This is a genomic window from Anaerococcus vaginimassiliensis (assembly GCF_900626155.1).
GTDB lineage: Bacteria > Bacillota > Clostridia > Tissierellales > Peptoniphilaceae > Anaerococcus > Anaerococcus vaginimassiliensis.
The window spans coordinates 33,527-59,543 of record NZ_LR130844.1; the positions used below are offsets into that span (position 1 = coordinate 33,527).

The window sequence follows — 26,017 nt, forward strand, 5'->3', positions numbered from 1 at the left end:
GAGAGGTTTAAAATGACTAAGATTTACGAAAAGTTTCCAGAAATTACTAACATAAAAGCAAATGTGCTTTCCAAAAAATTTGTAAATAACAATACTTATCTTATTTTAGATAAGACTATATTTATGCCTAAGAACGATTCATTAAAAGATGATGAGGGTTACATATCAGGTCACAAGGTTCTATCCGTTGAAGAGAAAAGAGACAATATAATTCATTTAATCGAAGGAAAGGAAAATAGAAAAGACCTAGTTTTATCTCTTGATAAAAGTATAAGAAGAGAAAATCTCTATAGTGCAAGTGCCTTTTGCTTGTTTAAGATTTTCTATAAAACTTATTATTCCACAGGCAGGTTTTCCCTTGAAACCAACGATGAAATAAAGAAAATCACAATAGAAAATCCTAGCCCAGATTTTGATCCCTTTTTGATAGAGTATTTAATTAATTATTCTATAGACAAGGGGCTAAAGATTAATTTCGACAAAGGAATAGCAGAGTTAAGCGGCATAGGCAAGGCTGTTAACAATCTAATTTGTTTTGACAATACCTACAAAGTAAAATCTTTTAAAATAACAAATTGCCTAAAAGAAGATAATTCTACAATAGTTTTTTTTGAAGCAGGTTTATAAGCTAACTACAAGCTATAAGATATTTCTATATTTTTCAATCAATATAGTGATATCTTATAGCTTTTCTTATATCTACTTTTACATGATAATATATTATTGCATAAAAATTATATTTATGCTAAAATGAAGTTATTAAATACAAAGGAGGTTAAAAAATGAACAATACAAAAAGAATGGATTTTAAGCTACTATAGAGTAAGAATCACGGGTACTCCTTGATCCTTACTATTAATTACAAGGAGGAAGCCTTAAGGCTATATGAAAAAACTGAAATTTTTATTTAAAGAGATGGCTAAGTACGAACCATCTATGTTTCTTCTAATCGTACTATATTCCATATCAATAGGACTTAGACCCTTTATATGGATTGTTTCCCCTGCTTACATATTGAAAAATACTGATAAGCCTTTCTCATATTTTGTAATATTTTTCCTAATATTATTAATAATCTCAGCAATATCAAGTTTCTTTGATTCTTTTATAATGAACAATTATAGGATGAAAATGAACAACATCAGATATAATTGTATAAGAATGATAACTAGATATTCTCTTTATTTACCTTTTGACAAGCAGAAAGATAAAATAGAAATAGAAAAAATAAATAATGCCCTCAAGGCATGTCAATCTCCTTTTGATGGCGTTGGCGGAATAATGATGAGTTTGCCTCCTATTGGAGCATTGATTTTCTCAATAAGTGGATTTGTTTGGATATTTTCTAAGATGGGATATCTATTACTTCTATTAATACTGGTTACTACTACTATTTATTTTGTTATAAATTACAAATCTACTCTTGTTTATACTAGATACTGGGAAAAGATGTCTCCGAATTGGAATATCTTCACTAAACTAAATTATCAATTAAGAAGTCCTGAGTCCAAGCAAGATATACTCATCTATGATTTTATAAGGCTTTTTAAGTCATATTATATGAAAACTAATAAAAATAGGATAGATGAGTACAATGATGCAAATAAAAGGGCAATTACTATATATTCCCTTGCAAGACTTGTTAGCTTTATTAGAGATATAGCAATTTTCTATTGGCTAATCACTTCTATATTAAAGGGAGTCATAGATATAGGTGACTTCTATATGTTTTTTACAGCAATCTTTGCTTTTATCACTTTCAATGATGAATACACTTGGATTATATCAAATATCAAAAATGGCATGGCAAGCTTTGGATATTTCTTCGATATAATGGAGGAAAACATTGATGATGTGGGAGAAAAACTTGAAAATCCTCAAAAAACTGAGATAGAATTTAGAAATGTATCTTTCAAATATCCAAACACAGATAAATATGTACTCAAAGATATTAATTTCACTATCCACGACAAGGAGTCTCTCGCCCTAGTAGGCGAAAATGGTGCTGGAAAATCTACTCTAGTTCTTTTACTTTGTGGTCTATATAAACCAACTAGCGGAGAAATTCTCCTAAATGGAGTAAATATTAATAAATACGGTGCAAATTATAGGGATATTGTTTCAGCAATATTTCAAGATTCCCTTCTCCTACCCTTTACAATTAGAGAAAATGTAAGTCTCGATAATAATTCATCTAATATAGATGATATTTACAAAACAACTGGTCTTGATAAGATAATTGAAAAATACGATAAAAAAGACCAGCAAACCTTGCTTAGAACTCTGGATGAAGAAGGTGTCGATCTTTCTGGGGGTCAAAAACAAAGAATATTCCTATCCAGAGCCCTTAACAAGAAAACAAGTAAAATTCTAATCTTAGATGAGCCAACCGCTCAGCTAGATGCCTTAGCAGAAAGAGAACTATACATGCTCTACGATAAGCTAAGCGAACATATGTCATCCATTTTTATATCTCACAGACTTGCCTCTACTAAATTTTGTGATAGAGTTATTTTTCTAAAGAATGGAGAAATTATAGGCAATGATAGCCATGATAATCTCATAAAAATTAACGAGGAATATAAGGACCTCTACGAAATTCAAGCTAAAAACTACAAGGAGGTCTTATGAAAAATATAGTTAAACTCTTTAAAAGATTTGAAGAAGATTATAATCATTTCAATCTAATAATTGTGATCCTATCTATAATTATGGGTTTATTACCAGTTATTAATATCTACGCGCCAAAACTTATAATAGAAAACCTTGAAGCTAATACCAATACTAGATATATTGGAAAAATCATAGTTGCGGTTTTACTAGCTAATATAATACTCGTCTTGCTAAGAAAAGTATATGAAGCTTATTTTACCTTGGTCTTTGAATCTATGACTGATAAATTGACCTTTGAGCTTAGCGAAAAAGCAATGAAGCTTCCTATCGAAGATACTGATAGTAAAGATATTCAAGATAAACTTGAAAAAGCACATATTTCTGTTTTTAATATATACGATTTGTGGGAAACTTTAAATATTTCAACAAGTTCCCTTGTTACAGGTATCTTTGCACTAGCAATATTAGTTAAGCTTAATATCTTCCTTCCCCTACTAGGTCTTGGGATAATATTTGCTAATAGATATTTTGTAAATCTAATAAAGAATAATGAAATATACTATCAAAAAAAATCCGCTGGTGAAAATAGAGTCTACCGTTACTTTGCTAATTTCGCCCAAGATAACAAGTATTCGAAGGATATTAAAATTTATAAGGGTGAAGAACTAATCCTAGAAAAATCTAAAAAATACATGGATAGATTGATAAACACCAACAAGGACTATTACACTAAAAACGGAATATATGGTGGAATGATGAATATTACTTCATCTATTGGTATAGTTCTTGCTCTTATTTATTTAACCTATAGAATAACTGAGAACACCGTAAGTCTAGCTGACTTTACCCTATATTTCTCCTCAATTATTCAGTTGATTAACACTGTAAATATAGTGCAGAAAAACTACGCCCAAGTGATATCTGTAAATGAAAATATGAAAAGCTACTTTGATTTCATAAATCTACCTGAAAGAGAAATTGAAAATAACAAAAATGTAGATATCAAGCTAGATAAACTTTCTATAAGATTTGATAATGTATCCTTTAAATATCCTAAGAGTAAAAATTATATCTTGAGAAATTGCTCTTTTGAAATAAAAGATGGAGAAACTGTCGCTCTTGTGGGCAAAAACGGTGCAGGGAAATCAACTATAGTTAAGCTTTTATGTAAGTTCTATGATCCAACTGAGGGAAATATTTACATCAATGACGTGAATATCAAAGATATAAAAGCACGAGATTACTACAAAATCCTATCTCCTACCTTCCAAGATTTTAGGTTATTTCCTTTTAAAATTAGTGAAAATATATTAGCTAAAAAAGAAGAAGATATTTCAAGTTATGATTTAGAAAAAGTGAAAGATTCAACAAAGCTATTAGGTATTGATAAGTGGATTTTATCACAAGAAAATGGCTACTCGACATATCTAACTACTTTGTTCAGCGATACAGGCATTGAACCATCAGGAGGAATAGGACAAAAAATTGCCCTCGCACGATCCATGTCTCACGGTGGTAGATTTTTTATAATGGATGAACCTACTAGCGCCTTAGATCCTAGAAGTGAACAAGAAATATTTGAAAATATGTTGGAGATTTCCAAGGGGCAAACATCACTATTTATATCTCACAGGCTATCATCAACAAAATACGCTGATAGGATCATAGTTTGCGATGGCGGTCATATAATAGAAAATGGAAAGCACGCTGATTTAATTCACAAAAACGGCCTATACAAAAAAATGTTTGAAAGCCAAAGAGAACTTTACTCATAAATCATGATACACTAAAAGAGCCTAGGTTTTACCTAGACTCTTTTTTTAATCTTTATGAACAGTTTTTAGTTTTCTTTCTAAAAGAATTCCGCCTGTAACATAAGCTATAAATTCAACTACCCAAAAGATTATAATTCTAAGGGTTGTAACTTCCATAAACTTTATCATAAGAATTGCAAGTATTATAAAAACTATCCCAATACCAAAGCAAATCTTTGCCATAGTATTATTTGCATAGTACCAATTAGCCTTGCTTTTCATAGAAAGCTCAGACCTATAACCATATTTAGTATTCATTTTGTTTTTTACATTGTTACTTACAAATCCCATAACTATCAAATAAGCTGATAGATAAAATAGAATCATATTCTTGTAAAGCATGTTTCCCCCCCTTAGAAAAATCTTTTAAATACAAAATCAAATCCCAAAAACCAAGCCGCTGAATAAATAATAATGGAAGGACCCTTACACAAAAGAATAATATAAGAAAATTTCTTTATACTTATATCAGTAAGACCCGATATGTAACAGATCAAATCATCTGGAAAAAGTGGCAAGAGTATAGACCAAAATAAAAACTTCTCATACGATTTGTCATTTATCTTGTGGTGATACTTTTCGTAATTTTCCTCACCTATTATCCTAATAACAATATTTTTACCGAATGTTTTAGAGATAGTAAATACCAAAATACATCCGAAACATATTGAAACATAGTTATATATAAATCCCCAGAAGGATCCAAATATCACCACACCAAATATTAAAACTGGTCCACCAGGAATAATTGGCAGAGCAACCTGCATTACATTTACAACCATAAAGGCAAGTGGCGCAAGCTTTCCTTTAGATAAGATAAAATCCCTAAAATTATCAAGAGATGAAAACATCCCAATCCTGTATAAGTAAATAGAATATACTGTAAATAAAATCAATATCAAAATTGATATAATATTAAAAACATTTTTCTTTAAATATTCTTTCATAAAGCCTCTTTTTGTATGGTGTTTGTAATACAATAGTACACGATTTTTAGTCTCTTGTCAAATTATTTATATTAAAATCAAATATTAAATTAATCTATATTTTAACGCTTAAATGTAAAGAATACGTTATTTTCTAACAAAAAATCGAAGATTAAATTGAATTTCTCAATAATCTTCGATTTTATATTTTTTATTTGCTAGCTATAGCTAAAAGTCTTTTTGTTTGATGCTCTACAGCATCTAAGACATCATTTACAGTCTTTTCATCTTGACTTTGAGCATCTTGGGTAGCACTTACACCATAAGGGTTGCCGCCTTGTTTATAAATTGAAGGGTCAGTATATCCTGTTGGTACAATGATAGATCCCCAGTGCATAGCTGTTGTATACAAAGCTCTTATGGTTTCTTCTTGTCCACCATTATTATTTTGAGCTGATGTAAAGGCAGTTACATATTTGTTGGCAAGTTTTCCTTCTGCCCAAACTCCTCCAAGGGAATCTAAAAATGCCTTCATTTGACTAGCTACATTACCAAATCTAGTTGGAGTTGATAGGATAACAGCATCAGCCCATACTAAATCGTCAGCACTTGCAAGCTCGATATTTTCTTCTTCTTTTAAAACTTTCTCCCAAGCTGAACCTTCAATTACATTTGATGTATCGAGCAATTCTTTAACTTTTCTAAGTCTAACTTCAGCTCCAAAACTTTCAGCAGTCTCCGCTGCCTTCTTAGCCATAGATAAGTTGATCCCAGTTTGGGAATAATATATTATAGTTAATTTTGTTTTATTCATAAATCCTCTTTCTTAATTCTACTTAACATCTTTAAGTATATAACCAATATAAAAATTCTTAAACATTTATAAATTTAAAACCTCCCCAGATTTTGAGGAGGTTTTACTTTGAAAAAGAATTATATTAAATAACAATATTTAAAATTTTTCCTGGAACATATATTATTTTTCTAATTTCTTTTCCTTCTATATATGATTTTATATTATCGTCTTCGCTTGCCGCTTTGATTGCATCATCTTTGCTGGCGTTATTTGCCATTAGGACTTTTCCTCTTACCTTACCGTTAATTTGAACTGGCATTTCAAAGGAATCAAATGTGAGTTTGTCCTCATCATAGCTTGGCCAGCTAGTTTGATTTAGTTCTCCATCAAATTCCATCATTTCCCATAATTCTTCTGTCATGTGAGGAGCAACTGGATTTAGCAAGATTAGATAAGTTTTGAAATCTTTTCTAGTAATCTTTCCTTTTGCTTTCATCTCATTTAATAAAGTCATAAGTTGAGCTATAGCAGTATTGAATTTAAGGTTTTCGTAATCTTCACTTACCTTCTTGATAGTTTGGTTGATAACAACCTCAAGGTCTTTGCTATAAGACTCGCCATCCTCTACTATTTCGTTTAGGTTAAAGACTCTTTCTAGGTATTTTCTACATCCCCTTACGCCTTCATCAGACCAGATAGCCATTGATGAGAAATCCCCCATGAACATTTCATAACATCTTAGGGTATCAGCACCGTAGTCTCTTATGATGTCATCAGGATTTATTACATTTCCACGAGACTTACTCATTTTTTGATGGTCACTACCTAGAATCATTCCGTGACTAGTTCTCTTCTTATAAGGCTCTTTTGTTGGCACTACTCCAATATCATAGAGGAATTTATGCCAAAATCTTGAGTAAAGCAAGTGGAGGGTAGTATGCTCCATTCCACCATTATACCAATCTACTGGTGAGTAATAATCTAGGGCTTCTTTGCTAGCTATAGCTTCTTTATTAGCTGGATCCATATATCTTAGGTAGTACCAACTTGATCCTGCCCATTGAGGCATGGTATCTGTTTCTCTCTTAGCTGGTTTTCCACAAATTGGACAAGTTGTATTTACAAATTCGTCTATCTCGGATAAAGGAGATTCTCCTGTTGCTGTTGGCTCATAAGATTCTACTTCTGGAAGTTTCACTGGAAGTTCACTTTCATCAACTGGAACCCATCCATGTTCTTCACAGTAGATCATTGGAATTGGTTCTCCCCAATATCTTTGACGAGAGAATACCCAATCTCTTAGCTTAAAGTTAGTTTTTGCCTTGCCAAGTCCTTTTTCTTCTATATATTCTATTGCCTTTTTCTTGGCATCATTTGCAGATAGTCCATTTAGGAAATCAGAGTTTATCGCTTTTCCTTTGTTTATATCTGTTGTAGGAAGTTCTTCTCCTGTGTCATATACAGGTATGATTGGCATATCAAATTTTTCTGCAAATTCAAAGTCTCTAGAATCGTGAGCAGGTACAGCCATGATTGCTCCTGTACCATAGGTCATTAGGACATAATCAGACACCCAGATTGGAATTTCCTTGTCATTTAAAGGATTTATTGCTGAAATACCTTCTATCATAACACCAGTTTTATCTTTATTTAGTTCTGCTCTTTCGAAATCAGATTTCTTCCTAGCTTCTTCCTGGTAATCTTCAATTTCTTGGTAATTTTTGATTTCATCTTTGTATTTTTCAAGAACTGGATGTTCTGGACTAACAACCATATAAGATACACCAAATATAGTGTCTGGTCTTGTGGTATAAACAGTAAGTTTATCTTCCTTATCTTTTAATCTAAAGTCTACATCACATCCGTGGCTTCTACCTATCCAGTTTATTTGGCTTGCCTTAATTCTTTCTTCAAAATCAACTTCTTCTAAGTCATCTATAAGTCTGTCCGCATATTCAGTTATTTTTAGCATCCATTGATTTTTCATCTTGTGAACTACTTCTGTTCCGCATCTTTCACACTTGCCATCTACAACTTCTTCATTAGCAAGTCCTACTTGGCAAGAAGGACACCAGTTAACTGACATTTCATTTTTGTATGCTAGTCCATGTTTATACATTTGGATAAAGATCCATTGACTCCATTTATAGTAGTCTGAATCAGTTGTATTTATTTCTCTATCCCAATCGAAAGAGAAACCAATTGACTTCATTTGCGCCTTGAAATTTTTGATATTATCTTCAGTAACTTTTGCTGGGTGAATTTTATTTTTTATAGCATAGTTTTCTGTAGGTAGACCAAAGGCATCCCAGCCCATTGGATACATCACATTTTCTCCCTCAAGTCTTCTCTTACGAGCAACTACATCTAGCGCTGTATATGGACGAGGGTGACCTACGTGGAGTCCTTGGCCAGATGGATAAGGAAACTCTACAAGTGGGTAGAATTTCTTCTTGTTTTTATCTATTTCTGACTTAAATGTTTTTTCTTCGTCCCATTTCTTTTGCCATTTTTTCTCTATGGCATTTGGATTATATTCTACCATAAATCCTCCTAGTTCTTTTCAGAAAATGCGTGAACATATCTTGGATATGCAAGTACGTCTCTAATGTTTTTCATTCCTGTAACATACATTACAGCTCTTTCAAATCCCAAACCAAATCCAGAGTGAACTACTGTACCAAATCTTCTTAGGTCTAGATAGTTTTGATATTCTTCTGGTTTTAGTCCATTTTCTTCCATAGATTTGTAAAGTTCTTCGTATCTTTCTTCCCTTTGAGATCCACCGATTAGCTCTCCCACACCTGGCACTAGCATGTCAAAGGCAGCTACAGTTTTTCCATCATCATTTCTTTTCATGTAGAAAGCCTTGATGTTTTTAGGATAATCTGTAACAAATACTGGACCATCAATTATTTTCTCTGAAAGATATCTTTCGTGTTCTGTTTGAAGGTCGATTCCCCATTCTACTGGGAACTCGAATTTTTCACCTGATTCTTGTAAGAGTTCTATTGCTTTTGTATAAGTAACTCTAGCAAATTCTGCATCTCTTAATTTTTCTAGTCTTTCAATTAAACCCTTATCAATCCATTTATTGAAAAATTCCATCTCATCAGGTGCGTTTTTAAGTAAGTAGTCGATAGCGTATTTTATCATATCCTCTGCTACATCCATAGCAAGGTTATAATCTGTAAACGCCATTTCTGGCTCTAACATCCAAAATTCTGCCGCATGTCTAGGAGTGTTTGATTCCTCTGCTCTAAATGTTGGACCGAAGGTATATACATCACCAAAAGCAAGTGCATAATCTTCTGCCTCTAGCTGACCTGAAACTGTCAAATAACTTTTTTTGCTGAAAAAGTCCTTGCCATAATCAACTGATCCATCTTCTTTTTTGGGTGGATCATTCACATCTATTGTTGTGATATTAAACATTTCACCTGCACCTTCGGCATCTGATGCTGTTACTATTGGTGGATTAATGTATACAAAGCCTCTTTCTTGGAAGAAGTTATGAAGAGCATAAGCAAGTACACTTCTAACTCTAAATACTGCTCTGTAGGTATTAGTTCTTGCTCTTAGGTGAGGAATAGTTCTCATATACTCAAGAGTTTGTCTTTGTTTTTGGATAGGGAACTTTTCTGAAGATTCACCTAAAACTTTTACTTCTTTTGCTTGGATCTCGTATGGGTTTTTAGAATTTCCTGTTTTAACTAAAGTTCCTGTAACTTCTAGTGATGTTGATAAGAATTGCTTATCAAGGTCAGCATAATTTTCTATATCACTTGCTACAACAATTTGTAAGTTTTTAAAAGTTGTTCCATCATTTAACTCAATAAATCCTACATTTTTACCAAATCTTTGATTTCTAATCCAACCATAAACAGTTACTTCTTTGTCTACATACTTATCTACTTCGTTTAATATATCTCTAATCTTCATTATTCCCTCTCTTCATTTTTTTAAGTCTTTCAATCATTTTCTTCTCAAAACCTATAGCTTTTGGTTCATAAAATCTCTCATTAACATATTCATCTGGCAGGTATGTTTGATCTACAAATCCTCCAAAATCATGTGGATATAGGTACTTGTCATGGACCAAGTTTTTTGAACCCTTGTAGTGGGTATCCTTTAATTTATTTGGAACTAACTCATCTTTATTATTTCTTACAAAATCCAAGGCCTTATCAATAGCAAGATATGCTGAGTTACTCTTAGGAGCAGCAGACAAATAGCAAACTACTTGGCTTAGGATTATCCTTGCCTCCGGAAGTCCAACTGTATTTATAGCATTAAAACAATTTGTTGCCATCAACAGTGCATTTGGATCTGCATTTCCAATGTCTTCCGATGCAAAAATAATCATTCTCCTAGCGATAAATTTGATATCTTCTCCAGATTCTATCATTTTTGCCAGATAATACAAACTTGCATCAATATCAGAACCTCTCATTGATTTGATGAAGGCACTTGTCGTATCGTAATGTCTATCACCGTTTTTATCATAAATAGCTATTTTTTTCTGAGTAGAATTTTCAATTGTTGACTTGTCTATTATTATTCTACCATCTTTCTCATCTTCTGAAAATATAGCTATCTCTAGTGCATTTAAAAGTGCTCTAGAATCGCCATTTGAATATGAAATGAGAGTTTGTCTAGCTTCTTTATTTATTTCAATGTTTTTTCCCTTTAAAATCTCATCTTTACTGAGAGCCATATCTATTAGTCTATCAAGGTCTAAATCGCTTAGTCCCTTAAGCTCAAAGACATACATCCTAGATATAAGAGCCTTATTGACTTCAAAATATGGATTTTCTGTTGTAGCTCCTATTAAGGTAATCGTCGAATCTTCAACAAAAGGCAAAAGATAATCTTGCTGACTTTTATTAAACCTGTGAATCTCGTCTATAAATAAAATAGTCTTCCTATTTTCAAAAGATAGGTTATCTTTCGCTATCTGAACTTTTTTCTTAAGATCAGATATACCACTAGCAACTGCAGATATTTCTTCGAAAGCCATATTAGTCTTTTCAGAAATAATCTTCGCAAGGCTTGTCTTTCCAACTCCAGGTGGCCCATAGAAAATGCAAGAATAAATCCTATCTGCCTTAATCATCCTTCTTATAATCTTGCCTTCTCCAACCAAATGCTCTTGACCAATGTATTCATCCAAGTTTTTTGGTCTAAGTCTATCAGCTAGAGGAGCTGATTTTTCAAGTTCTCTTATCCTATTTAGTTCAAATAAATCCATACTTCATCCTTTATAAGAAAAAAGATGCTAGTCTGTAGCATCTTCTTTATCTTTTAAACTTTTTATTTCATCATAAAAGGAATCTACATCCTTAAATTCTCTATACACCGATGCAAACCTAACATAAGCTACAGGGTCAAGTTTTTTAAGCTCCTGCATAACTAACTCACCAATGTAGGTTGAGTCTACTTCCTTAAGTCCAGTATGGTTAATCTCAGTTTCTATATTTCTTGCTACTTTTTCGATATCCGCCATAGTTACAGGTCTTTTCTGACAGCTTTTTACAATTCCATATATTAATTTAGATGGGTCATAAGCTTCTCTAGTTTGATTTTTCTTTACAACCATAATAGTTGAATCTTCGTATCTTTCATATGTCGAAAATCTACGGTCGCAATCTTCGCAAAGACGTCTGCGTCTGATTGCTCTGTCATCTTCAGTGGACCTAGAATCTAGAACTCTGGTGTTATTCGAATTGCAGTAGGGACACCTCATATTATTTTAAGAAATCTGGCAAATCAAAGTCATCAAAAGGATTTGATGATTTTTTGTTAGTTGATCTTTGTGGAGCATTCAAATCATCTGAGCTTCTTCTAGCAGATGGAGCTTGTCTTCTTTGTGGAGTTGGGTTATCAAAACCTGTTGCAATAACAGTAATCTTGATATCATCTCCTAGAGAATCATCACTACCAACACCAAAGATGATGTTTGCATCTGAGTCTATATTGTCTCTGATTAATTCTGCTGCTTCATTCGCTTCCATTAGTCCAACTTCTGCTGCAGTTACATTTAATAATACTGCATTAGCACCTTCAATGCTTGTTTCAAGTAGTGGAGAATTAATAGCAGCCTTGGCAGCTTCAACAGCTCTATTTTCGCCATTTGCTCTACCAATACCCATGTGAGCTATACCTTGATCTGACATGATTGATTCAACGTCAGCAAAGTCAAGGTTAATTACATTAGGTACAGCGATTAGCTCAGATATACCACTTACAGCATCCATAAGAACTTGGTCTGCCATCTTGAAAGCATCTACCATAGATGTTCTTTTTTCTACGATTTGAAGAAGTCTATCGTTAGGAATTGTGATAAGTGTATCTACATTTTCCTTAAGTCTTTCGATTCCACCTTCAGCTTGAGTTTGTCTTTTTCTACCTTCAAAAGTAAATGGCTTTGTTACAACACCAACTGTAAGAATTTCCATTTCTTTAGCTACTTTTGCAACTACTGGAGCGGCACCTGTTCCTGTTCCACCACCCATACCAGCAGTAATAAATATCATATCTGCACCTTTTATAGCATCAGATATTTCATTCTTAGATTCTTCTGCAGCCTTTTCTCCAACTTCTGGATTAGCTCCTGCTCCAAGTCCTCTTGTAAGCTTTTCACCAATTTGAAGTCTTACATCTGCATTTGACTCTTGTAGAGTTTGTAGATCAGTGTTTAGTGCTAAAAATTCTACTCCTGATAAACCACTTTCTCTCATTCGGCTGATAGCGTTGTTTCCACCGCCACCAACACCTATAACTTTGATTTTAGCTAAAGAGCCGTTATCCATGTCCATGTTAATGTTTGCCATACTTTCCCCCATTTTTCTAATAAGATAATTTTATATTAAGAACCTTCGTTTATTTCAACTATTGGTTTCTTTCCATTTGTTAAATTAATAGAAGAAACATCTTGGTCCTTACTTTCTACATCCTTTAATATTGATTCTAGCAAGCCGAGCTTGTAGGTAATTTCATCCATGTTGCCAAAATCAACTACTATATCTTTAACTATTATACCAATATGCGCCTTGTTTTCCAAATTTAATTCACTAATAGAATCCATATAAGAAGTTTTTTTAAGTTTGCTAATAAATTCTTTGTAATCAGCATCTTGACTAAATTCTTTGATGCCTTTCTCACTTGCTGAAGCAACATTTATCTTGATTAAAGAATCTTTGAGATTATTAGATAACTTATCATCTTCTAAGATGCTTACTTTATTAGACAAGTAAGTTATTTTATCATCATCTTCTATATAAAATTCTGGGTAAATTTCACTTATTTTAATATTTATTACTTTAGGAAACTTTTTAGTAACCTCAGCCTTTTCTATAGTATCAGTTTCTATAAGTTTCTTTTCTTGTTTTTTGGTATTATAGAATAAAATATTTTTGCCCACTGGATTTTCAATTCTCGAAATAACATCTGTTACTTGGATTCTTTCATTTCCTTCAACAAAAACCTGACCAATCTTTAGGTAAGGATGTCTTAGAGTATTTATAATAATTGTTAAAATCCCAATAAAAACAAGAAATCCAACGAATCTTTTGTTAAAAATCTTGCCCTTTCTTTTATTAGGTCTTACCTTTCTAGGACTGTCATTATTATAAGAGCCTTGGTTTCTAGTATCTCTATGTCGAGTCGCTTTTCTAGTATTTGTAGATTTTCTATTATCCTTCATTGTTTACTAGCTCCTCTATTATCTTAAATATTTTATCCCCAGCATCTTCATCAGCTAATTTATGAGCGTTAACTCCCATATTCTTTATCTTTTCTTTATCACTAACAATCTCTTTAATCTTATGATCTAAAACGTCTCCAGATAATTCTTTTTCTAAAATCATTTCTGATGCACCGTTTTTGACATAGGTTTCAGCATTAAACTGTTGGTGATTTTCCGTAGTGTATGATTTAGGTATTAGAATAGATGCTTTTGATACTGCAGATATTTCTGATAGACTCATAGCTCCAGAAGAAGCTATTATCAAATCGCTAACACCATAAAAAAGATCAATGTTATCAATATATGGAAAGACTTTTAAGTATGGAGATTTTTCACTTCCTTCTATAAAATCATCATAATACCTATTTCCAGTTTGATGAAGAAGATAATATGACCCATCTAATTTCTTAGATAAATCTTTTACAGCCTCATTCATGAAATAAGAACCATTGCTACCACCGAAAGAAAATACTACTGGCCTATCTTTTTTGATACCTAACTTATCTAGATCTTCGTAAGTGTATTTTAGGTTGAAATTTGTCCTCACAGGATTTCCAGTAACTACTATATTTTCAGTGTGTTTAAAGTGTTTCTTCGCCTCTTTGTAGGAAATTAGAACCTTGTCAACTTTATTAGATAAAAATTTGGAAGCTACACCTGGATATGAATTTGACTCATGAACTACACTTGGTATGTGCTTTTTGCTTGCTTGATATAGTATTGGAGCACAAACATATCCCCCAGTTCCTATAACAAAATCTGGCTTATATTCTTTGATTATTTTTTTAGCTTTGTTAAATCCTTTTAGATTTTTAATCAGTGATATAAATAATTTTTTATTAATTTTTCTAGGAATTCCCATACCTGGTAGGTCTACGAATTGGTAGCCATATTTTTTGGCTATAGATTCTTCTGGTCCACCTTTTATTCCTACATACAAAATCTCAGTATCTTTTATTTCTTTTTCTAGCTTTTGTGCTATGGCTATGGCTGGATAAATATGTCCTCCAGTACCACCACCAGAAATAATTACTCTCATTTAATCTTCCTTTTTTTATATTCTAAGACTTTAGCTTTGAAGTCCTCACCTCTTAGCTCAAAGTTTTTGTACATATCCCAAGATGCACTAGCAGGTGATAACAATATCACATCACCATCACTTGCATGATCAAACGATATGTCTACTGCCTCTTTCATATCATTTGCTTTAATATAAGAAACTCCTTCTTCTTTGCATAAGTTTGCTAAAATGTCAGAAGTCTCTCCCATTATCACCATGAATTTACCCTTTTTTTTGAAGGCCTTAACATATGCAGAATAATCAATATGTTTATTGTAACCTCCAGCTATTATGATAATTGGATCATTAAAACTTTCTATGGCCTTAACAGAACTATCGACATTTGTTCCTTTTGAATCGTTATATACTTTAACACCCGAAATGGCATCCACATATTCAAGCCTATGTTCAATTGATTTAAAGGTCTTTAAGGCATTTTTTATATCTGAAATATCAATACCAAACAGGTAAGCACAAAGGCTTGCTGCCATAATATTTTCATAATTATGATTACCTATTACTAATAAATCATCAACATCAATTAATTTTTCTATCTTTTCATCTTTTAAATAAATTGTGGATTCTTTTAAGAAAATTCCTCTTTCGACCTCATTTTTAGATGAAAATTCGTATATTTTAGCCTTATAAGAAGATTTATGATCTTGTAAGATTTCATCTTCGTGATTTATTATTATATAATCATCTTTATCTTGATTCTTGCTTATACTTATCTTGGAGTTAATATAATCATCAAATGTTCCGTGCCAATCAATATGATCTTCACTTATGTTTGTTATAGTAGCTATTTTAGGCTTATAATTTTTAACATCATGAAGTTGGAAGCTTGAAAGTTCGCATACAAACACAGCATCTTTGTTTGTAGCCATCTGCCACAAAATTCCTTCTCCAATATTTCCTACAGATATAGCTTTTATGCCTGATTCATTTAATATGTGAGTCACCATAGATGTAGTTGATGTTTTGCCATTTGTACCTGTTATAGAAATAATTTTTGCATCAGGAAATAGCCTATAAGAAAGCTCTATGTCAGAAATAATTTCATATTTCCTTGAAAGTCTTTTAACTATTTCATCATGAGGAGGAATGCCTGGAGATTTAACTACAAAATCATATGGAATCGTATCTATTTCTAAATCAGAAATAGGGCTATACTTATAGCCCTCTAATTCCTTAACATTTTTTTTATTTTTGTCATAGGTATATACTTCATATCCCTCTTTTTCTAGTGTTTTTACTGAAGATATGCCCGTTAGTCCTAAGCCATATACTAAAACTTTTTTCATACTAATGCCGCCAATGTTATCATACATAAAATTACAGATACTACTGTAAATGATACTACTATTTTTGCTTCTTTATATCCTTTTAGTTCGAAATGATGGTGGATTGGAGTCATAAGAAATACTCTCTTTTTATTTCTATGTCTGTAGCTTAATACTTGAATTATTACAGACAAAGTTTCCATAACATAAATCCCACCAAATATTATTAGATATATTGGTATTCTTAAAACTATAGATAAGGCTACAACTGCCCCGCCTATGGCCATAGATCCAGTATCACCCATAAATACTGATGCTGGATTTGAATTAAAGAATAAGAAACCTAAAAGTGTACCCATCATAATATAAGAAAATAATTCATTATCTGTGCCTTTACCAATTATAGCAAGAGTTATAAACACTGGAACAGATACGCTTGCTAGTAGTCCATCAAGACCATCTGTTAAGTTTGTCGCATTAGTTGTTCCTACAATTATGAAGATCATAAGAGGAATACCAAGTATGCCAAGTTTTAAATCGAAGTTTGTAAATGGTATTCTAAATAGCTCAATACTATCTCTATCATTTATAAATGCCATAACTGTAATAATAACAGCAAGAGCAAATTGGAGAACCAATTTTCCCTTTGGGCTTAATCCTTCTGATTGCTTAAGCACAAGTTTTCTAAAGTCATCTATAAATCCTATTGCACCAAATCCTAACATAGAAATTATCAGAATTGCATTTTGTAGGTTAAAATCTAAAAACACTAACGATAAGATAAGTGTAGCTATCATAAAAATGATACCACCCATTGTTGGAGTTCCTGCCTTCGAATAATGACTCTTTGGACCTACGTCTCTTATATTTTGTCCTATTTTTCTTCTTTTAAGGATTGGAAGAATCAACAAACCAAGTCCCAAACTTACGAGTATGCTTATAATAATTAATAAATATTTGTTCATAAATTATTTCCTATCTACATTTAATTTGACGGTGTTATCTTTATCCCTATAAACCATTCCCAAATCTTCTAGGGCATATCTTTGAATTTTGTTGATATCAATAGTATTTTCTAATTTTTGACTTAACCTATCCCTCTGTAGTTCGTATGAGATTATATCCGCCTTCAATGTATTATACTCATATCGTCTAGCTTGCAAGCTTCTTTGTTTAAGAAAGGCAGAAACTGCCAAGGATAAAACGACAAGAAAACAAAGACTTGATACTAAAAGCTTAAACTTTTTATCTTTTTTCTTTAGCTCTTGGATTTTTCTAGCCTGATTTTTTCTACTGTTTTCTTTTACCTTAAGTCTTTTCCTTTTTCTATTTTTATTTGTAATATTTGGTGCTCTTTCTTCCATTTTTATATCCTTTGACAAACTCTTAGCTTGGCAGGTTTTGCTCTCGAGTTTTCTTCTAGTTCTTTTTTACTAGCTGTAATTGGCTTTCTTGTTATAATCTTTACCTTTGCTTTGTGATTGCAAACACACACAGGAAATTCTGGTGGGCAAATGCAATCCGTCGCCAAATCCTTAAATTTATTTTTAACAATCCTATCTTCTAGCGAATGAAATGTTATGATAGCAAGCCTTCCATCTTTATTTAAGTGGTCGACAACCTTATCTATAGTATCTTTTAAAACATCTAATTCTCTATTAACTTCAATCCTTAGGGCTTGAAATACTCTCTTTTCAGGATGGGCTTCGTTAGATTTTATAGATTTAGTAACTATATCTTTCAATTTAAAGGTAGTATCTATCCTATAATCTTCTCTTGCCTTAATAATATTTTTTGCAATAAGTCTTGAGAACTTCTCCTCGCCATATTCAAAAAATATTTTCTCTAGCTCATCCTGAGAGTATTCATTGACAATTATCTCTGCTGTTAACTCATTTTCTTGGTTCATCCTCATATCCAACGGACCGTCTTTCATATAAGAAAAACCTCTATCAGCGTTGTCTATTTGGTATGAACTTACGCCAATGTCCATCAAAGCCCCATCTATATAATCAAAGCCAAGGTCTCTTAATACTTCATCGATTTTTTCAAAGTTACTATTTACAAAGATAACATTAGAAAAATCTTTTAAGTTTTCCTTGGCTGCTTCAATGGCTTCTTTATCCTGATCTAGTGCTATTAATATCCCTTCATTAGAAAGTCTTTCCAAAATCATTTTAGAATGTCCGCCTTTTCCTAGGGTTAAATCTAAATAGACACCATCAGGTTTTATATTCAAATTTTCTATAGTTTCAGTTGCAATAACTGGTATATGTTCAAATTTCATCTTATTCATCCATTATATCGGACAAATTCACCTCTACTTCATCAATATATGCCTGCCATCTTTCTCTATCCCATAACTCTATGGTTGTGTTATTTCCAATAATCATAGCCTCATCTTTGATTCCACTATAATCTTTGAGGTTCTTATTTAATAAAATTCTTCCTTGTTTGTCAAGACTCATTTTAACTGTAGATGAGAAAAACAGCCTTTTTATGGCTCTATTTTTTTTGCTTTCATTTATTTTTTCGTCTAACTTATGCGATTGTTTTACAAATTCTTCTTCTGTATAAATTATAAGAGAATGTTCTGGTCCTTTTGTGATGTAGAAATCTCCCTTTAGATTTTCTCTAAATTCACTAGGCATCATTATTCTATTTTTAGAATCTACTTTGTGAGTGAATTCACCTAAAAACATTTTCTACCACCTTCTACCACTAACATCCACTTTATAATCATTTTATCCTATAACAAAGATATTTGCAACAAAAAAAGCCGACCTCATAGTCGACTTAAAACATTAATAATCTAAAATCATCTAGTTATTTTCATTTAAATTTCACTATTCTGTCTTTTTTGCCTGCTTCTTTATTATCCTTGCTAATTTTATTATAGTATGGTGGGAGATTTTTCTTCATCGCCCAGATAAAAAGCCCTAAACCCAGGATAAAATATACGATACTTACAAGTTGAGCTGTTCTTAGAGATCCTATATACAAGGAATCAGTTCTTAATCCTTCTACAAAAAATCTCAATACCCCATAAGCCATAAAGTATATTGCAGTTTGCTTACCCTTAGACGGATTTTTCTTCCTATAATTTATTAAAAATAAGAAAATTAAAACATCCCCTAGAGACTCATACAAAAATGTTGGGTGAACCTTTACACCATCTATTACAATTCCCCAAGGAAGATTAGTTGGTCCACCATGAGCTTCGGAGTTGGCAAAGTTACCCCAACGGCCTATTCCTTGAGCAAGAACTAATGAAGGAACCATCACATCCATTAGGTCTATTATTGGAATTTGCTTTTTCTTGGCGTATATAAATAAAGCAATACTTCCAAATAATATACCACCATGAATGGCTAGTCCACCTGCTCTAAAGTTTAGAATCTGTGATGGATTTGCTCCATAATAATCCCATTCAAATAAAACATACCAAAATCTAGCTCCAAGTATTCCTATAGGCAAAACTACAAAGAGAATATCATAAATAAAGTCATCGTCAAAACCTCTTTTGACAAATTCTTTTTTGGCAAATTGAGCTGCTATGATTATCCCAGTTACAATTATTATCGCATACCAGTAAATTTCTACACCAAAGATCCTAAATGCAACAGGATTTATATTAAATTCCATAACCTAGCCTCGCCTTAGTCATCCCAGTTTGAATAGACTTCTTGAACATCGTCGTTATCTTCTAGAGTGTCTATTAACTTGGTAAGTTTTGATTTTTGATCTTCATCGTCTACTTTAATTAAATTTTGTGCAAGATATGAAATATCTGCGCTCTCAACCTTGTAACCAGCTTCTTTCAAGTTATCATTTGCATCATTGAAAGCTTGGACATCTGTTATAGCTTCGAAAAACTCTCCCATATCTTTAACATCTTCACAGCCTGCTTCTAGTGCATCCATCATGAATTCATCAAAATCTTTGTCTTCGCTATTTACTATGATATCACCTTTTCTATCGAACATAAACATTACAGATCCATCAGTTCCAAGATTTCCTCCGTTTTTATCAAAAGCATGTCTTACATCAGGAGCTGTTCTATTCTTATTATCTGTTAGGCAATCTACTATTATGGCTACCCCGCCTGGTCCATAACCTTCATAAATTATTCTTTCAAAGTTATCTGATGCATCATCGCCAGCTGCCTTTTTGATAGCTCTATCTATATTATCATTTGGCATGTTATCAGCCTTTGCCTTTTCAATAGCTGTCTTTAAGGCTGGGTTGTAATCAGGATTAACTCCACCTTCTTTGGCTGCTACTGTAATATTTCTAGCGTGTTTTGTGAAGATTTTTCCTTTTTTTGCATCTTCACTACCTTTTTTATTTTTAATCTTGCTCCACTTATTATGTCCTGACATATTTCCTCCTAGTTTTCTTCAAATAGCATTACACTTTTTATGTTATTTATAGTAATATTGGCACTGGTTAGATTGATTAGGTCTTTTTCAAACTTTTCAAATTCGTCTACTCTTACATAGATTTTGATTTTGACCTCATCCGTAAAATCCTTATCTATAACTAAAAAATTATTTTCATTTATGTAGTTTTCGATAAGACCCAATACCGTATACGAATGAATTAATTCTACTACAAAATACTCTCTCTTACAAACTACATTTGGTGAGATCGTATCAGCTACTCCCCTAGAATAAGCTCTTACTAGTCCTCCTTTTCCAAGAAGTTTCCCACCAAAATATCTTGTAACCACAACTGCTACATTTCTTACATTTTCTTTTTCTAAAACTGATAACATCGGAAGACCCGCAGATCCTTGAGGTTCCCCATCATCTGAGTATCTTTTTATTTCTGGTAGTTCATTTATTATATAGGCGTAACAGTTGTGAGTAGCTTGCTTGTGGATTTCTCTTATTTCCTCTATGAAATCTATGGCTTCTTCTTCAGTTTCTACAAATCTTGCATTTGTAATAAATCGTGATTTTTCTTCTTCAAATTCAGATTGTTTATCACCCTCAATAGTCCTATAATTTTTCAATATATCTGTCATACTTGGCATAATCCTCTTTGCTTATCTCTAAGGTAAGCCTACTACCACTTTCATCATATTCTCTTTTTAAGATATCGTAATTACTCATCAAATAATCCATAATTTTGCCATCGGAAAAAGGAATATGCATATCAACTAGCTCATAATCTTCTTTTATTATTGCTACAATTTCTTCTTTTAGCCTAACTAGATCATCATCTTTGTGAGCTGATATATATATTTTATTTGCATCTCTCTTGTATAGGCTAACAGAAAATTCATCATCTACCTTATCCATCTTATTAAAAACATATAGAATTTCCTTATTACCAATTTCTATGTCTTTTAGTGAATTTTCTATAGTTTCTATTTGATTGTCTATATTGTGTGATGAATCTATTACTATCAGTAGCATATCTGCAAATCTAACTTCATCTAGGGTTGTTAAGAAAGAATCCGTTAACTCATCTGAAAGATTATCTATAAAGCCTACTGTATCTGTCAAGGTTACTTTTGTATTTGAAAAATCAAGTCTTCTTGTAGATGTATCAAGAGTTGCAAAAAGAAGGTCGTCTGAATAGACGAATTTCTCCTCACCAAATAATCTTAACATCCCATTTAATATGGTGGATTTTCCAGCATTAGTATATCCCACAAGCGAAATATTGTGGATATCCTTACGAGATAGTCTATTTATTCTTTTAGTCTTTTCTACATCTTTTAAGGCTTTCTCTAAAGATTTTATATCCCTAACTATCGCACGCTTATCAGTTTCAAGCATTGTTTCTCCAGGTCCTCTTGTACCTATTCCACCTGCTTGTCTGGAAAGATAAGAAAACCATTTATTAATCCTTGGTAGTTGATATTTTAGCTGAGCAAGTTTAATTTTAAGTCTGGATTCTCTAGTATTTGCTCTCATAGCAAAGATATCTAAGATAAGAGTAGTCCAGTCAACAATGTGAAGCTTAGTTTCTTCTTCAAGGTTGTATAATTGACTTGCTGACAGCTCAACATCAAAAATAACTGTATCTATATCATTTTTTTGGGCAAGATCCATTATTTCTTCTACTTTGCCCTTGCCTATATAAAATCTCGGATTAACTTTTGATATATTTTGTGAAACGTAGGCAACAGTCTCACCACCAGCTGTATTAATTAAAGATTCTAATTCGTAGATCTTATTATCAAGATCATCATCTTTGTTTACTACATTTACTTGTATTACTTTTTGCATAAACTTCCTTTCTATCTTAACTATACGACATCAAGAGTATTTATAAAAGCTAACAATTGTGGAAGTATTTACTTAAAAATGATAAAATAATATTATCTATAATAATATGAAAATAACATGGAGGCATTATGCATAAAAAACTTGCCACCCTTGTTGGGAAAATAATATTAGTTGTTATATTATTTGTAGCAGGACTCGGAGTAGTTTTAGCAGGTATGATGGGTGGAGCAGTAATTGAAGTTATGAAAACAGCTCCAGACATTGATGCTAACAGTATAAAATACGAGATGAGTCAAAACTCAACGATAGTGGATGAAGATGGAAATGAAGTCGATTCGATAGCTACAAGCGAATACAGACAGATAGTTGATTATGATGAAATACCAGAGAATTTGAAAAATGCATTTGTCGCAGTTGAAGATGAAAGATTTTATAAACACAATGGTATAGATCCTATGTCTATCATAGGTTCAGCCTTTGAAAACTTAAAGGCAGGATCAATTGTAAGAGGTGGATCTACAATTACTCAACAGCTCGCAAGAAATACATACCTTTCTAACGATCAAACTTTTGAAAGAAAGATCAGAGAGATATATTTAGCTTTAGAGATTGAAAAATATCTAGATAAAGACGAAATACTTGGGGCTTATCTAAACAGAGTGTTTATGGGTCAAAATTCTTTCGGTGTCCAAGCTGCAGCAAAAACATATTTCAATAAAGATGTTTCTGAGCTTAACTTAGCTCAATGTGCGACTCTCGCTGGTATAGTTCAGTCCCCTTCAGAAAATTCTTTGTATAAATCAATAAGAACTAGTGAAGTTACAGATCAAAGAGTTTTGGGAGAGTTTTCAATAGATGGTAGCAAATATTCTGCAGTCTACAATAAAGCTCCTTATGAAAGAGAAAAATATGTTCTTGATAAAATGCTCGAAAACAAAAAGATAACTGAAGAAGAATACAATGAAGCTATAAATTTTGATGTAGCAGAAACAGTTGAACCTGCTGAGAGAAAGAAATCTAAAATTGCAAGCTATTTCAACTCTCTTTTGGAAAAACAAGTTGTAAGAAAGCTAATGGAAACTCAAAATATTTCTGAAAGTCAAGCTTGGGATAAGCTATACTATGGTGGTCTTAAAATCACAACAACTGTTGATGAAAATATCCAAGGCCAACTGGAGGATATTTATGCGAACTTTTCAGAATATCTTATCGGTAATAGTCAAGGATTGGGATATGCTCCAATTCTAAGTCTCTCTTATGATAATTGGGGAAATATTATAAACTCTAGTGGATCTGTTCTATATTATAGCAAGTCAAATTTACTAGATGATAATAATGATATTTATCTAAATCCAAATGAGGCTTGGTTTGATGAAGAAGGAAACTTCGTAATATCTTCATACAAGTGTAGACTAGATCAAACAAACCTAATATTTGAGAACTTCTACAGTTTAGATGAAGAAAATTCAAACTTAAGAACCCACAGAACTGGGATAATAGAGTTTCAATCAAATGAATACGTCTATGCGAATGATAATGACGATATAATAATTAGTAAAAAATATCTAGAAAACAATAGTAATATCTTAATAGACCATGAAGATGGATCATACAGCATTAATAAAGACTTCTACGATATTGATCTTAATGGTGTAATCCAACCTCAATCATCATCTGTTGTTATTGACCAAAAAACAGGTCACATTAAGGCACTGATGGGCGGTAGAGATCAAGAAGGAATAAATATCCTAGATAGAGCAAGTGCTGTGCCACGACAACCTGGTTCATCAATTAAGCCAATCGCGACCTATACTGCAGCTCTCGACAACGGATTTAACCTTGCTACTGGCATGGATGATGTACCATTTGAACTAAATGAAGAAGGTACTCCTTGGCCAAAGAATATTTATGACTATTATCTAGGAGTAACACCTATTAGAGATGCCATAAAGATGAGTATTAATACAATAGCTGTTAAAACTTTGGACACTGTAGGTATAGATAAGAGTCTTGAATACCTTAAGAATTTTGGAATAATTAGAGAGAATAATGATAATTTTGTAACCAAAGAAGAAGATCCTGACACAAATGATGAAAATTTAGCTGCTATGGGTCTTGGAGCTATGAGTCATGGTTTGACAAACCTTGATATGACAGCAGCCTTTGCAGCTCTTGCCAATGAAGGAAAATACAATGAACCTTTGACATTTTCAAAAATTGAGGATTCGCAAGGAAATGTTTTATTTGATGATGAAAATATAATAAAACATGAAGTAACAAGTCCTGAAACAGCATATCAGGTTACATCTGCCCTTCAATCTGCTGGTGAATATTATGAAAATATCCACCTTAACGGAATTGACTTCGCTACAAAAACAGGAACAACAGACAATAATACCGACTTCTGGTGTGTTGGTTATACTCCTTATTACACTGTTGGATTCTGGATGGGCGCTGATAACCAAAGCTTGAAGTTACGTGGAAACAGTGTAGACAATGCTGCTTATATGTGGAATGCGATAAACAATGAAATTCTAGCAGGTTATGAAGCTAAAAGCTTTGAAGAACCTAGTGGAATCAAACATATGAAGGTTGATACCATTAGTGGTAAACTTCCAACAGAAGCTTCATATGCTGATTACAGAGGCACTGTAAAAGAAGAAATCTTCGGTCCAAATAACTACCCTAAAGAAGAAGATGATGTTCATGAGTGGGCATACATTGATTCAAGAAATAACCTTCTAGCTAGCAATGTAACACCAAAGTTTTATACTCAAACAAGATCTGTAATGGTTCTAAAAAATGAGTATGATCCTAACAAATTTAATGGAATATATCCAAAAGATTGGGCTTACAGAATGCCAAAAGCTTACTCTACTCTTGTGTACGAACCACCAAAAGTAGAAGAAAAAGACAAGGACAAGGATAAAGACAAAGATAAGGATAAGGATAAGGACAAGGATAAAGAAGCGAAAGAAAAAGACGAAAATAGCCAAAATGAAAATGAAAATACAAATCCTGAAGAAAACTCCTCTGATCTAAAGTCTTTCAATACAGATTCAAATCCAAACAACTCCGGTTATGGTGGCTGGGGTGGTTACAATTAAATAAATTGAGCATACGAAAAACTTCCCATCAATGATGGGAAGTTTTAAATTACTTTGCTTTATTATTTTTTGCTTGCATCCATAATTTTGCCAACTATGAATAACAAGATTACTGCACCAATGACAGCATATATTATTTGCATAGCAAGGTTTGTTGCAGATGAGTTGAACAACTTCATAAATAACCAGTTACCAATTCCTCCACCTAGGATACCTACTATAATATTAGCAAATCCACCCATTTGAGCGTCTTTACCCATTATTTTACTTGCAATCCATCCTGCAATTGCTCCTATAATAATTGAAGCTATAATTCCATATTGTCCCATATTTTCTCCTTTCAAATACTTTTTATTTGTATTTTTTAATATTTAATTTACCAAGTTGGTATTATATTTATATCCAGTTTTTGCTAGGTTAAACATTTTT

At 32.4% G+C, this 26,017-nt stretch carries 24 protein-coding genes; 4 read left to right on the plus strand and 20 right to left on the minus strand.

Annotated elements, in window-relative coordinates; all coding sequences use genetic code 11:
- The first annotated feature begins 12 nt into the window (after positions 1-12).
- The 3 genes from E0D87_RS00210 (at position 13) to E0D87_RS00220 (ending at position 4,388) form a co-directional block, all read left to right on the plus strand.
- Positions 13-627, plus strand: coding sequence for an alanyl-tRNA editing protein (locus E0D87_RS00210; protein ID WP_130818860.1), 615 nt, complete (start codon positions 13-15; stop codon positions 625-627).
- A gap of 258 nt (positions 628-885) precedes the next feature.
- The gene (locus tag E0D87_RS00215) at positions 886-2,631 is read left to right on the plus strand and encodes an ABC transporter ATP-binding protein (protein WP_130818861.1); all 1,746 of its coding nucleotides are present in this window, start codon (positions 886-888) and stop codon (positions 2,629-2,631) included.
- Positions 2,628-4,388 (plus strand): ABC transporter ATP-binding protein, encoded by a 1,761-nt coding sequence (locus E0D87_RS00220; protein WP_130818862.1) that lies wholly within the window; start codon positions 2,628-2,630, stop codon positions 4,386-4,388. Before E0D87_RS00215 ends, E0D87_RS00220 begins: the two co-directional genes overlap by 4 nt.
- A 45-nt stretch (positions 4,389-4,433) precedes the next feature.
- On the opposite strand, the gene E0D87_RS00225 is transcribed toward E0D87_RS00220, so the two are convergent.
- The 19 genes from E0D87_RS00225 to hflX all read right to left on the minus strand — a co-directional run bounded on the left by E0D87_RS00225 (position 4,434) and on the right by hflX (position 22,481).
- A complete protein-coding gene (locus tag E0D87_RS00225; protein ID WP_130818863.1) occupies positions 4,434-4,769 on the minus strand; it encodes an SdpI family protein in 336 nt (111 codons plus the stop codon).
- A gap of 11 nt (positions 4,770-4,780) precedes the next feature.
- Positions 4,781-5,374 (minus strand): TVP38/TMEM64 family protein, encoded by a 594-nt coding sequence (locus E0D87_RS00230; protein ID WP_130818864.1) that lies wholly within the window; start codon positions 5,372-5,374, stop codon positions 4,781-4,783.
- Positions 5,375-5,564: 190 nt separating this feature from the next.
- A complete protein-coding gene (gene wrbA / locus E0D87_RS00235; RefSeq protein ID WP_130818865.1) occupies positions 5,565-6,167 on the minus strand; it encodes an NAD(P)H:quinone oxidoreductase in 603 nt (200 codons plus the stop codon).
- A gap of 124 nt (positions 6,168-6,291) precedes the next feature.
- The gene (gene leuS / locus E0D87_RS00240; RefSeq protein WP_130818866.1) at positions 6,292-8,694 is read right to left on the minus strand and encodes a leucine--tRNA ligase; all 2,403 of its coding nucleotides are present in this window, start codon (positions 8,692-8,694) and stop codon (positions 6,292-6,294) included.
- Between the two features lie 8 nt (positions 8,695-8,702).
- Complete coding sequence (asnS, locus tag E0D87_RS00245) at positions 8,703-10,091, minus strand: asparagine--tRNA ligase (RefSeq protein WP_130818867.1); 1,389 nt, start codon at positions 10,089-10,091, stop codon at positions 8,703-8,705.
- A complete protein-coding gene (locus E0D87_RS00250) occupies positions 10,081-11,400 on the minus strand; it encodes a replication-associated recombination protein A (protein ID WP_130818868.1) in 1,320 nt (439 codons plus the stop codon). The genes asnS and E0D87_RS00250 overlap by 11 nt, the downstream gene beginning before the upstream one ends.
- Before the next feature lie 27 nt (positions 11,401-11,427).
- On the minus strand, positions 11,428-11,895 hold the full coding sequence (nrdR, locus tag E0D87_RS00255) for a transcriptional regulator NrdR (RefSeq protein WP_130818869.1): 468 nt from the start codon (positions 11,893-11,895) through the stop codon (positions 11,428-11,430).
- A gap of 1 nt (position 11,896) precedes the next feature.
- Positions 11,897-12,982, minus strand: a complete 1,086-nt coding sequence (gene ftsZ, locus E0D87_RS00260) for a cell division protein FtsZ (protein ID WP_130818870.1) — start codon at positions 12,980-12,982, stop codon at positions 11,897-11,899.
- A gap of 35 nt (positions 12,983-13,017) precedes the next feature.
- Positions 13,018-13,854 carry a cell division protein FtsQ/DivIB gene (locus E0D87_RS00265; protein ID WP_130818871.1) on the minus strand — a complete coding sequence of 279 codons (837 nt, stop codon included), beginning with the start codon at positions 13,852-13,854 and terminating at the stop codon, positions 13,018-13,020.
- Complete coding sequence (gene murG / locus E0D87_RS00270; protein ID WP_130818872.1) at positions 13,844-14,935, minus strand: undecaprenyldiphospho-muramoylpentapeptide beta-N-acetylglucosaminyltransferase; 1,092 nt, start codon at positions 14,933-14,935, stop codon at positions 13,844-13,846. The genes E0D87_RS00265 and murG overlap by 11 nt, the downstream gene beginning before the upstream one ends.
- The gene (gene murD, locus E0D87_RS00275; RefSeq protein WP_130818873.1) at positions 14,932-16,260 is read right to left on the minus strand and encodes a UDP-N-acetylmuramoyl-L-alanine--D-glutamate ligase; all 1,329 of its coding nucleotides are present in this window, start codon (positions 16,258-16,260) and stop codon (positions 14,932-14,934) included. Before murD ends, murG begins: the two co-directional genes overlap by 4 nt.
- Positions 16,257-17,204, minus strand: coding sequence for a phospho-N-acetylmuramoyl-pentapeptide-transferase (mraY, locus tag E0D87_RS00280; RefSeq protein ID WP_130818874.1), 948 nt, complete (start codon positions 17,202-17,204; stop codon positions 16,257-16,259). Before mraY ends, murD begins: the two co-directional genes overlap by 4 nt.
- A gap of 3 nt (positions 17,205-17,207) precedes the next feature.
- Positions 17,208-17,603 carry a hypothetical protein gene (locus E0D87_RS00285; RefSeq protein WP_130818875.1) on the minus strand — a complete coding sequence of 132 codons (396 nt, stop codon included), beginning with the start codon at positions 17,601-17,603 and terminating at the stop codon, positions 17,208-17,210.
- A gap of 2 nt (positions 17,604-17,605) precedes the next feature.
- Positions 17,606-18,526, minus strand: coding sequence for a 16S rRNA (cytosine(1402)-N(4))-methyltransferase RsmH (rsmH, locus tag E0D87_RS00290; RefSeq protein WP_130818876.1), 921 nt, complete (start codon positions 18,524-18,526; stop codon positions 17,606-17,608).
- Position 18,527: 1 nt separating this feature from the next.
- A complete protein-coding gene (gene mraZ / locus E0D87_RS00295) occupies positions 18,528-18,941 on the minus strand; it encodes a division/cell wall cluster transcriptional repressor MraZ (RefSeq protein WP_130818877.1) in 414 nt (137 codons plus the stop codon).
- Positions 18,942-19,071: 130 nt separating this feature from the next.
- Positions 19,072-19,884, minus strand: a complete 813-nt coding sequence (gene lgt, locus E0D87_RS00300; protein ID WP_130818878.1) for a prolipoprotein diacylglyceryl transferase — start codon at positions 19,882-19,884, stop codon at positions 19,072-19,074.
- 14 nt (positions 19,885-19,898) lie between these two features.
- Positions 19,899-20,621, minus strand: a complete 723-nt coding sequence (locus tag E0D87_RS00305; protein WP_130818879.1) for a YebC/PmpR family DNA-binding transcriptional regulator — start codon at positions 20,619-20,621, stop codon at positions 19,899-19,901.
- Between the two features lie 8 nt (positions 20,622-20,629).
- Positions 20,630-21,268 (minus strand): YigZ family protein, encoded by a 639-nt coding sequence (locus tag E0D87_RS00310; RefSeq protein ID WP_130818880.1) that lies wholly within the window; start codon positions 21,266-21,268, stop codon positions 20,630-20,632.
- Positions 21,243-22,481 (minus strand): GTPase HflX, encoded by a 1,239-nt coding sequence (gene hflX, locus E0D87_RS00315; protein ID WP_130818881.1) that lies wholly within the window; start codon positions 22,479-22,481, stop codon positions 21,243-21,245. The genes E0D87_RS00310 and hflX overlap by 26 nt, the downstream gene beginning before the upstream one ends.
- 128 nt (positions 22,482-22,609) lie before the next feature.
- On the opposite strand from hflX, the gene E0D87_RS00320 reads away from it, so the two are divergent.
- The gene (locus E0D87_RS00320; protein ID WP_130818882.1) at positions 22,610-25,588 is read left to right on the plus strand and encodes a transglycosylase domain-containing protein; all 2,979 of its coding nucleotides are present in this window, start codon (positions 22,610-22,612) and stop codon (positions 25,586-25,588) included.
- Between the two features lie 62 nt (positions 25,589-25,650).
- Here the strand turns inward: E0D87_RS00320 and E0D87_RS00325 are convergent, their stop codons facing one another.
- Positions 25,651-25,917: a GlsB/YeaQ/YmgE family stress response membrane protein gene (locus tag E0D87_RS00325; RefSeq protein ID WP_004835262.1), complete on the minus strand. Its 267-nt coding sequence runs from the start codon at positions 25,915-25,917 to the stop codon at positions 25,651-25,653.
- Positions 25,918-26,017: the final 100 nt, after the last annotated feature.